Annotated in this window: 8 protein-coding genes; 5 read left to right on the top strand and 3 right to left on the bottom strand. The window is 73.7% G+C overall.

From position 1 onward, the window contains the following. Positions 1 to 343: 343 nt before the first annotated feature. Positions 344 to 1,801, bottom strand: coding sequence for a tetratricopeptide repeat protein (locus ABTY40_RS02785; protein ID WP_352057826.1), 1,458 nt, complete (start codon positions 1,799 to 1,801; stop codon positions 344 to 346). Between the two features lie 196 nt (positions 1,802 to 1,997). On the opposite strand from ABTY40_RS02785, the gene ABTY40_RS02780 reads away from it, so the two are divergent. Further along, the gene (locus tag ABTY40_RS02780; RefSeq protein WP_352057859.1) at positions 1,998 to 3,365 is read left to right on the top strand and encodes an FAD-binding oxidoreductase; all 1,368 of its coding nucleotides are present in this window, start codon (positions 1,998 to 2,000) and stop codon (positions 3,363 to 3,365) included. Between the two features lie 77 nt (positions 3,366 to 3,442). Here ABTY40_RS02780 and ABTY40_RS02775 read toward each other — a convergent pair whose 3' ends face one another. Next, positions 3,443 to 3,934, bottom strand: coding sequence for an SsgA family sporulation/cell division regulator (locus ABTY40_RS02775; RefSeq protein WP_352057825.1), 492 nt, complete (start codon positions 3,932 to 3,934; stop codon positions 3,443 to 3,445). A 313-nt stretch (positions 3,935 to 4,247) separates the two neighbouring features. Here ABTY40_RS02775 and ABTY40_RS02770 point away from each other — a divergent pair, with 313 nt between their 5' ends. Beyond that, positions 4,248 to 5,732 carry an RDD family protein gene (locus ABTY40_RS02770; protein ID WP_352057824.1) on the top strand — a complete coding sequence of 495 codons (1,485 nt, stop codon included), beginning with the start codon at positions 4,248 to 4,250 and terminating at the stop codon, positions 5,730 to 5,732. 91 nt (positions 5,733 to 5,823) lie between these two features. Beyond that, positions 5,824 to 6,555 carry an RDD family protein gene (locus ABTY40_RS02765; RefSeq protein WP_352057823.1) on the top strand — a complete coding sequence of 244 codons (732 nt, stop codon included), beginning with the start codon at positions 5,824 to 5,826 and terminating at the stop codon, positions 6,553 to 6,555. Positions 6,556 to 6,581: 26 nt separating this feature from the next. Here the strand turns inward: ABTY40_RS02765 and ABTY40_RS02760 are convergent, their stop codons facing one another. Further along, complete coding sequence (locus tag ABTY40_RS02760) at positions 6,582 to 6,920, bottom strand: hypothetical protein (protein WP_352057822.1); 339 nt, start codon at positions 6,918 to 6,920, stop codon at positions 6,582 to 6,584. A gap of 351 nt (positions 6,921 to 7,271) precedes the next feature. Between ABTY40_RS02760 and ABTY40_RS02755 the strand changes: the two genes are divergently transcribed. Together ABTY40_RS02755 and ABTY40_RS02750 are read left to right on the top strand one after the other, a co-directional pair. Then, positions 7,272 to 9,704: an immune inhibitor A domain-containing protein gene (locus tag ABTY40_RS02755; protein ID WP_352057821.1), complete on the top strand. Its 2,433-nt coding sequence runs from the start codon at positions 7,272 to 7,274 to the stop codon at positions 9,702 to 9,704. Between the two features lie 131 nt (positions 9,705 to 9,835). Beyond that, positions 9,836 to 10,138 carry a hypothetical protein gene (locus tag ABTY40_RS02750; protein ID WP_352057820.1) on the top strand — a complete coding sequence of 101 codons (303 nt, stop codon included), beginning with the start codon at positions 9,836 to 9,838 and terminating at the stop codon, positions 10,136 to 10,138. The last annotated feature ends 41 nt before the right edge of the window (positions 10,139 to 10,179 follow it).

The raw sequence follows: 10,179 nt of genomic DNA, 5'->3' as shown, positions 1-10,179 counted from the left end.
GGGGGGGGGGGGGGTGGGGGGGGCGCCCCGGCGGGGGGTCCACCCCTTTGTTTGTGGTTTTTCGCCGGTTTCCGGGGGTGGGAGGGGGGCCCGGCCCGGGCGGGGGGCCGGGGCGCGCCCCCCGCACCCCCTCGCGTCGGCCGGCCCCGGGACCCTGACCCCGCGGGCCGGCCGTCCGGCGTCCCGGGCCGGACCCGGGCGGGGCACGGGGCCCGCCCGCCGCCGGTCCCGGGACGCCGCACCCGCCGGGGACGGCCGGGACCCCGCACCCGCCGGGCCCCCTCACAACCGGCGCCCCCGCGCCCCCGCCCCCGCACCACCCCGAGCCCTCCCGCTCCCGGCCTCACGCCCCCGAGGCCGCGGCCGCGCCCCGGACCTCCCCCCGCACGCCGCCCGCCGCCCCCACCTGCCGCTCGGCGCCGTCCCGCCGCCCGGAGCCGCCCCGCAGCTCCGCCGGCAGCTCCTCCGACGGCTCGCCCAGGGCCGCCAGCGCCTCGCGCGCCTTCGGGGCATGGAGCGGGGAGAAGGACGGGTGGATCCGCAGGGCCTCCTCCAGGTGCCGGCGCGCCGGTCCGTCGAGGTCCAGGGCCCGTTCGATCTCGCCGCGGTGGTACGAGAACAGGGCGCTGCGCAGGCCCTCGTCCGTCGCCCGCCTCGCGAACTCCAGCGCCTCCGCCGGCTCACCCGCGCGGTACAGCGCCCAGCCCAGCGCGTCCGCCACCTGGACCGAGCGGTGGCCCCGCGCCCACTCCGCGCGCAGCCGCGTCACCGCCGCCGCCGGATCGCCGTGGTCCGCCTCCAGCAGCCCGAGCACCGCCTCCGCCCGCACCCAGCGGCCCGTCCGCAGCCGCTCATACCGCGCCCGCGCCTCCGTCTCCCGGCCCAGCGACTCGTCCAGCTCGCCCGCCTCCAGGAGGTGCTCCGGCAGCGGCAGCCGGGCCAGCGCCGCCTCCCAGGCGGCCCGGGCCTCCTCCGTACGGCCGAGCGCCGCGAGCGACCGCGCCCGGCCCGCGAGGGACGGCCCGTGGTCCCGCACCAGACGCAGCGCCGCCCCGTACTGCTCCAGAGCCTCCGCCGCCTCGCCCCGCTCCCACGCCAGGTCCCCGACCCGGGACAGGGCCGCCGCCTTCTCGGCCGCCGAACCGGCCGACGCCACCGCGTCCAGCGCGGCCGCGCCCGCGTCCTCGCGCCAGCCCCGGTCGCGGTACACCTGCGCCGCCCGGGCCCGTACCGCCGCGCCCGAGTGCAGCTTCTCGTAGTCCTCCATCACCTTGCGGGCCGCCGCGTAATCGCCGAGACCGTTGTACGCGTCGATGAGCACCGGATGGACCGTCCACCGCTTGGGCTCCGCCTTCCGCACCCGCTCGCCCCACTCCTTCGCCGCCCGCCAGTCGCCCAGCGCCGCCGCGAGGACGCCGAGGCCCAGCTGCGCGTCCAGGTTGCCCCGGGCCGCGGGCCGTTCCTCCAGGGAGCGCCGCAGCGCCCGCTCGGCCCGGGGGAAGTCCCGTACGTCCGCGAGGCGCGTGCCCCGTTCGGCGTACGCGGTCCCGAGCACCGCCCAGGACACGGCGTCCCCGGGGTGGGCGCGCAACCACTTCTCGCGGTCGCCGATCAGCGCCACCAGGTCGGGCAGGGCGGCCTGTGTCCCGGCGTGCGCGGCGATCGCCGCCCGCTCGGCGGGTCCGGGCGGGCGCGGCGGGGCCTTGCGGCCCGGGTCGGGGAGGTAGAGCAGCGCCGTCGCCGCGAGCACCGCACCCACCCCGGCGAGCAGGACCGACCGCGCCACGTTCTCGCTTTTCATGGCGTCACTCTGCGCCCGCCGGGGCCGGTACGAAGAGGAGACGAAGCGCCCGTCCCGGCGGGTTCACACCGATGGCCCCGAGTGCCACGCTGGACCCATGGACGATCTTCACGAGCGGGATCTTCACCAGGGGGACGGGGACGGCCGGCAGGGGAACCCCCGGGACGGCGGGGCCCGGACGCCGGACCCCCGGACCGTGGCCGAACTCCACGAGCGCCTGCGCGCCGGGCTGCCCGACGGGGCCGTGCTCACCGACCCGGACGTCACCGCCTCCTACGCCCACGACATGGCGAGCTTCTGCACGGCCGGCACCCCCGCGGCCGTCGTGCTCCCGCGCACCGTCGAACAGGTCCAACACGTCATGCGGACCGCCACCGCGCTCCGCGTCCCGGTCGTGCCCCAGGGCGCCCGCACCGGACTCTCCGGGGGCGCCAACGCCTCCGAGGGCTGCGTCGTGCTCTCCCTCGTCAAGATGGACCGCATCCTCGAGATCGACCCCGTCGACCGCGTCGCCGTCGTCGAACCGGGCGTCGTCAACGCGGTCCTGTCACGGGCCGTCGCCGAACACGGCCTGTACTACCCGCCGGATCCCTCCAGTTGGGAGACCTGCACCATCGGCGGGAACATCGGCACCGCCTCCGGGGGCCTGTGCTGCGTCAAGTACGGGGTGACGGCCGAGTACGTCCTCGGCCTCGACGTGGTCCTCGCCGACGGCCGGCTCCTGCGCACCGGGCGCCGTACCGCCAAGGGCGTCGCCGGATATGACCTCACCCGGCTGTTCGTCGGGTCGGAGGGCAGCCTCGGCATCGTCGTGGGGGCGGTGCTCGCGCTGAAGCCGCGGCCACCGGTGCAGCTGGCCCTGGCCGCCGAGTTCCCCTCCACGGCCGCCGCCTGCGAAGCCGTCTGCGCGATCATGGCGGCCGGACACACCCCGTCGCTGCTGGAGCTGATGGACCGTACCACCGTGCGGGCGGTCAACCGGCTGGCGCGCATGGGGCTGCCCGACTCCACCGAGGCGCTGTTGCTGTGCGCCTTCGACACGGCCGACCCGGTCGCCGACCTGGCCGCCGTCGGGGAGCTGTGCGCCGCCGCGGGCGCCACCGAGGTCGTCCCGGCGGCCGACCCCGCGGAGTCCGAACTCCTCCTCCAGGCACGCCGCCTCTCCCTCACCGCCCTGGAGACGATCCGGCCCGCCACGATGATCGACGACGTCTGCGTGCCCCGGACCAAGCTGGCCGCCATGCTCGACGGCACGGCGGCCATCGCGGAGAAGTACCGGCTGACCGTCGGCGTCTGCGCGCACGCCGGGGACGGCAACACCCACCCCGTCGTCTGCTTCGACCCCGCGGACGAGGACGAGTCGCGGCGGGCGCGGGAGTCCTTCGACGAGATCATGGCCCTCGGCCTCTCCCTCGGCGGCACGATCACCGGGGAGCACGGCGTGGGCGTGCTCAAGAAGGAATGGCTCGCCCGGGAACTCGGACCGGTCGGCGTGGAGCTCCAGCGCGGGATCAAACGCACCTTCGACCCGCTCGGGCTGCTCAACCCCGGAAAGCTGTTCTGACCCTTCGCCCGGAGGTACGGACCAGGGCCGGGGTACGGAATCCGGCGCCGGTACGAGGGTGAGCCGGCGGCCCCGGCTCACAGCTCGCCGTCCTGGGACTCGTCCGACGGCCACGGGTCGCGCAGCCACAGGTCGTCGGTGGCCACGGAGGCCGTCAGGAGCTCGGCGAGCCCTTCGTCGATGCCGAGGCGCTCGGACTCGGTGCCCGGCGGCACCGCCCGCAGGGTCCGCTCGAGCCAGGCGGAGATCTGCGCGGACGGCGCTTCGAGCAGCGCGTCGCCGTCGGGGGAGGAGAGCGCCATCAGGACGACGCCCCGGCCCTCCACCTTGGTCGGCCAGATCCGGACGTCCCCGTGGCCGCAGGCCCGGAAGACCCCCTCCACGAGCAGTTCGCGGGCGAACGTCCAGTTGACCGGGTGCTCGGAGCCGATGTGGAAGGTGACGTGGACGGCGTACGGGTCGTCCGTGCGGTAGGCGAGCAGCGCGGGGACCGGGACGGAGCGCTCGGGGGAGAGCACCAGCCTCAGTTCCAGCTCGCGCTCGACGGTGGTGTCGTCGGTGTTCTGCACGGTCGTACGTCCTCTCGTGGGCGGGCCCCGGTCGGGCCTTCACCGGGAGAGAGCGGGGTGGAGGCGGTTCATTACGCGACTTCGGGAAAGTTTTTCTCGGAGACTTCGGGGGGAGACCCGGAGAGCCGTTCATGCGACGGCCCGAACATCACTTTGAGTGATCGATTCCGGGATGTGTCGCTCGAAGGCGGGCTTTCTCTCGGGCTCTTTGTTCCCTCGGGGACGTTCTTCGTTACTGTCCTCCCTGGGGCGCGGCACGCCGGGCGCGAGGCCGTGCGGATCAAAGGCGTTGTGACTGAACGGAGTCGGGGCAGTGGCTACTCCTCCTGGAGGCGGCGAAGAGGTACCGCAGGCGGGGTACTACCCGGACCCGTCCATTCCCGGATACATCCGGTACTGGAACGGGGGCGCCTGGGTGCCCGGTACGAGCCGGCCCGCGCCCAAGGAGGGCGAGGCCCCGCCGAACCCGCCCGCCGCCGCGCGGCCCGCGGGCCCGGTCCTCGCCTCCAGCCCGGCTCCGGCCCCCGCCTCCCCCGTCCCCGTCTCCTCCGCGACCGCACAGGCCGCGGACCGGGTCGCCGTGGCCGCCCCGGCGCCCGCCTCCGTCCCCGCCCCGTCCTCTCCCTCCTCCCCGGGGCCGGTGCCGGCCGTGGAGGAGACGGGCCCCGTCTTCCTCGACGAGGAACCGGCCGCGCAGGGGCCCGCCCCGGCCTGGCAGGCGGACGCCTCCCGCCAGTCCGGCTTCGGCGGCGAGCACGACCGGAAGGTCTCCTGGGGAGCGCCGCAGGAGACGGCCGAGGAGCCCCCGGCGCAGGTGCGCACCGCGCCCGTCGTGCCCGATCCTCGGACGCCGGCCGACTGGCCCGTCGCGGGCGGCAGCGAGCCGGCCGGACCCCGGGAGGCCGCCGCGGCCCCGGCGCCGCCGGCGGACCCCCGGGGCGGCGCGGGAGCCGCCCGCCTCGGCGGCATGCCGGTCACCCCGATCCCGTCCCCCGCGCCCGCCCCCGCCGCCGAGGTGCCCGCCCCGGCCCCGGCCCCGGCTCCCGCGCCCACCCCCGTACCGGCCCCCACCCCGGCTTGGTCCCCGCAGCCCCAGCCGTCCCCGCAGGCCCAGGCGCCCGCCCAGCCCCAGCAGCCCCACCCCTCGCACCCCCAGGCCGCCCCGCAGCCTCCGGCCCCCGCCCACCCGCAGCCCCAGGCCCCGCAGCCCCAGGCCTCGGTTCCGCCGCAGGCCCACCCCCAGCCGCAGGAACCGGTCGTGCCCTGGAAGCCGCCGGTCGAGGACCCGTTCCTCCAGGCGGCCCGGGAGCAGGCCTCCGCCCGGCCCGCCGGGCTCGGCCGGCGGCTGCTGGCACGGCTGGTCGACACCCTCGTCCTGGGCGCGCTGATCGGCGGGGCCTCCTACCCCTTCGTGACGGCCGCCCTGGAACACATCGACGCCAAGATCGAGGCGGCGAAGCAGTCCGGTGTCACCGTCCAGGTGTGGCTGGTGGACTCGACGACCTCGGTGCAGTTCGGCATCGCGCTCGCCGCGTTCTTCCTCCTCGGTCTGCTCTACGAGGCGCTGCCCACCGCCAAGTGGGGCCGCACGCTCGGCAAGAAGCTGTGCGGGATCCACGTACGGGACATCGAGGCGCACGAGCCGCCGACCTTCGGCAAGGCCCTGCGGCGCTGGCTCCTCTACACCGTGCTCGGCGTGCTGGCCGTCGGCGTTCTCAACGTGCTGTGGTGTCTCTTCGACCGCCCCTGGCGCCAGTGCTGGCACGACAAGGCGGCCGGCACCTTCGTCGCCCGCTGACGCCGGGTCACCCGTGGCCCGGGCCGGTGCCCGTCCCCCGACCGGGCGGTGATTTCTTGCGGGGCCTCCCGCCCCGGGATGCACTGCCCCCATGAGCACCGACCAGCCGCCGCCCGGCCCGCCGCCCGACGAGGACCCGTTCCGCAAGAGGCCCGGGGAGCCCGCACCGCCCCCCGGCGGACAGCCGCCGCCCGGGGGAGAGACCCCGGGCGGGCCGCCGCCCGGCTCCCCGTACGACACCCCGCCGGGAAGCCCCTACGGCTCCCCGTACGGCGGTGACATGCCGCCGCCCCCGCCCCCGTACGGCGGTTACGGCGGCGGGTACGGCGGGACCGACCCGCTCGCCGGGATGCCACCGCTGGCGGACCCCGGCCGGCGCATCCTCGCGCGGCTCATCGACTGGCTGATCATCGCCGTCCCGCTCGCGATCATCGGCATCCCGTTCGACGTCTACGACCGGTCGACGGTGAACGGCGACGACTTCGGCGACACGGTCACCACCTTCAACGGTGGAAGCCAGTGGGTCTTCCAGCTCCTCACGATCGTCGCCTACGTCGCGTACGACACCGTCATGACGGCCAGGAACGGCCGGACGGTCGGCAAGAAGCTGATGGGCCTCCGGGTCGCGATGCTCAACGACGGCTCCACCCCGCCGATGAGCCAGTCCCTGCTGCGGGCCGTCGTGCTGTGGCTGCCCGCGCTGATCTGCTGCGCCTGCCTGTGGCCGCTGCTCCTGCTCATCCTGATCCTGGTCGACAAGCCGTACAAGCAGGGCCTGCACGACAAGGCGGCGAAGACGGTCGTCGTCACCGCGCCGCGCTAGAGGTATGGCGGCGGGCGGGCAGCCGTTCAGGAACCGGTCCGGGTCCCGGTCCCCGTCCTCGCGCGGGGGGCCGGCACCCGGATCCCCGCGCCGCCGTCCGGCCGTCCGGCGACCGTGCCCGAGGGCACCCCGGGAGCCGGAGAGGAGGACGCGGCCGGAGCCGGCGCCGAGGCCCGTGCGGCCCTGCCCCGTACGGCACCGGACGTCACCGCGACGAGCACGCCGAGGGCGAGGCCCGCCGCGCAGGCCGCGCCGATGCCGAGGACGGAGGTCGTGCCGGAGAGCAGCAGGAGGGTGGCGGTCACCAGGACGACGACGGCCGAGCCGTGGACGAGCGGGAGCGAGCGCGCGTGCGGACGCTGCATGACGGGTACCACCCCTCCGGACATCGCCCCTCCGGACATCGGGTCGACTCTACGACGCTCGATGCCCGGGCGGAACGGCGGGTAAGCGTGACCTGATCCACCGTGCCGGTGCACGAGGGGCGCACAGGCGCACGGGAGAATGAAACGCCAACGTTCCGGCAACGGAAGCACCTTGGCTGTCCGATAATCGGAATCAGGCACCCGCATAGTGCAGTTGGTCTGTGCAAGTCAAGGTCTGTCTTTTCTCGCCGCTCTCCGGTCGAATGTCGTCACTTGTGACGCGCGACCCCCGCCGGACGGACACCCCACCTTTCGGTCCGAGGGCGTGGGCGCCGGGGAGGACAACACCAAGTGACCAACAGACGACGGACGATCCGAGCGTCCGCAGTCGTCGTGGCCCTCGCGGCCACGGCCGCCACCGCCTCGACCTTCAGCACCGCCTGGGCGCACGACCACGGGGTCGTCACTCCGGCGGAGGTCCGCCAGGACCCGGCGCCGGGCGCCGGGATCGACAAGACGACGGTCGACCACGACCTCGAGGGCCCCTTCAGCGAGCAGCAGGCGCAGCAGCGCAAGGCCGCCCTGGAGCAGGTGCTCAAGGGGGAGGCCAAGGTCGAGCGCCGGGGCGGCTCCCAGGTGGTCAAGCTCGACGCCAAGAAGTACGTCGAGCTGGGCCGGGAGAAGACCGACAAGATCTTCACCATCCTCGTCGAGTTCGGCGACCAGGTCGACACCACGACCCTGGTCGACCGCAAGGACGACGAGACGGACGAGCTGAAGCCGAAGTTCGGCGGCACGCCCGGCCCGCTGCACAACCGCATAGCCAAGCCGGACCGTACGAAGGACAACTCGACGGCCTGGCAGGCGGACTACAACCAGCGGCACTTCCAGGACCTGTACTTCGGCTCCGGCAAGGACCCGAAGACCGGCCAGCAGAAGCACTCGCTGAAGACCTACTACGAGCGCACCTCGTCCGGCCGCTACTCGGTCGACGGCGCGGTCTCCGACTGGGTCAAGGTCCCCTACAACGAGGCCCGCTACGGCTCCAACTACTGCGGCCAGAGCAACTGCGCCAACGTGTGGGACACCGTCCGCGACGGCGTCAACGCCTGGGTCGCCGACCAGAAGGCCAAGGGCCGGACGGACGCGCAGATCAAGGCCGACATGGCCCAGTACGACCAGTGGGACCGCTACGACTTCGACGCCGACGGCAACTTCAACGAGGCCGACGGCTACATCGACCACTTCCAGATCGTCCACGCGGGCGAGGACGAGTCGGCCGGTGGCGGCGCCCAGGGCTCCGACGCGCTGTGGGCCCACCGCTGGTACGCCTACGGCACCAACGCCGGCAAGACCGGCCCGGCCCACAACAAGGCCGGCGGCACGCCGATCGGTGACACCGGCATCTGGGTCGGCGACTACACGATGCAGCCCGAGAACGGCGGCCTCGGCGTCTTCGCCCACGAGTACGGCCACGACCTCGGTCTGCCCGACCTGTACGACACCGCGGGCGGCGAGAACTCGACCGGCTACTGGTCCCTGATGTCCTCCGGCTCCTGGCTCGGCCTGGGCAAGGAGTCCATCGGCGACATGCCCGGCGACATGAACGCCTGGGACAAGCTGCAGCTCGGCTGGCTCAACTACACCAAGGTGAGCGACGAGCAGCGCGCCGCGAAGTCCACCCACAAGCTGGGTGTGGCCGCGTACAACACGAAGAACCCGCAGGCGCTCCTCGTCGAGCTGCCCAAGAAGGCCGTCACCACCGACATCGTGGCCCCCGCCGAGGGCGCCTCGCAGTGGTGGAGCGACATGGGTGACGACCTCAAGAACACCCTCACCCGCTCGGTCGACCTGACCGGCAAGTCGTCCGCCTCCCTGGAGCTCCAGGGCTGGTACGACATCGAGGCCGAGTACGACTACCTCTACACCGAGGTGTCGACGGACGGCGGCGCGAACTGGACCGCCGTGGACGGCACCGCCGACGGCAAGCCGCTCCCGCGCGACGCGGCCGGCTCCCCGGCGCTGACCGACGTCTCCGGCGCCCACAAGAAGCTCGTCTACGACCTCAGCGCGTACGCGGGCAAGAAGTTCGACCTCCGCTTCCGCTACCAGACGGACGGCGGCGCGGGCGGCAAGGGCTTCACCGCCGACGCCATCACGCTGACCGCCGACGGTGCCGCCGTCTTCTCGGACAACGCCGAGAACGGTGACAACGGCTGGACGCCCAAGGGCTTCTCGCGCGTGGGCAAGGGCTTCACCAAGGAGTACGAGCAGTACTACATCGCGGAGAACCGCCAGTACGTCTCGTACGACGAGACCCTCAAGGTCGGCCCGTACAACTTCGGTTTCACGGGCGAGCGTGCCAGCTGGGTCGAGCACTACCCGTACCAGAACGGTCTGCTCATCTGGAAGTGGGACCTGTCCCAGAAGGACAACAACACCTCGGTCCACCCGGGCCAGGGTCTGATCCTTCCGGTGGACGCGCACCCGACCCCGCTGAAGTTCGGTGACGGCACCCTGATGCGCAACCGCGTCCAGGCGTACGACTCCACCTTCGGCACCTACCGGACCGACGCCTTCCAGCTCCACAAGGCGGACGTGCCGACCTGGATCCACTCGCAGCGGGGCAACCCGGTCTTCGACGACCGGAAGGGCACCTACTGGTTCGAGGAGACCAAGCGGGCCGGCGTCAAGGTAACTGACACCAACACCAAGATCGAGGTCGTCAAGGAGCCGAAGAACGGCCAGACGATCACGGTCCGCGTGGGCCCGTCGACCAAGTAATCGACAACCTCGCAGGTCACAGCACGATCGGCCGTCGCCCCCTAGCGGGCGGTGGCCGATCGTGTTTAGGTGCCTCTGACCGAGTTCTTATTGACAGTGGTGACAGCCAGCTCACGGGGGAGTGGTTCCGCATGCCCGCTGGAGGGTTCTGCAAGCTGCCGGGAGGCAGCGTCGTCGTCGCGATAGGGCTGCCCAGTCCGGCCGGTGACGGGGCCACCGTCCGCTTCCTGGTGCACGCCGCGAACCGGGCCCGCGCCCTGACCCGGCTGCGGAACCTGGGCCTGCGGGCGGTCTACCTCCGGGGCAACACCGAGCCGCCCACCCCCGACGAGATCACCGCGGTCCTCCACCACCCCGAGGGCCTGCTGTGGAGAGCCACCCGCCACGAGCTGTGGCATCCGGTGCGCAGCCTCCCGAAGGCCCCGGCGGCCTGAGGACGGCCCAGGACCGCCCGGGGGGCCCGCGCCGGGCTTCG

The organism is Streptomyces sp. NPDC126503 (assembly GCF_040302405.1).
GTDB classification, from domain to species: Bacteria; Actinomycetota; Actinomycetes; order Streptomycetales; family Streptomycetaceae; genus Streptomyces; species Streptomyces gulbargensis.
The sequence above is the reverse complement of the archived record's forward strand: the minus strand, read 5'-3'. Positions and strand labels throughout refer to the sequence as shown.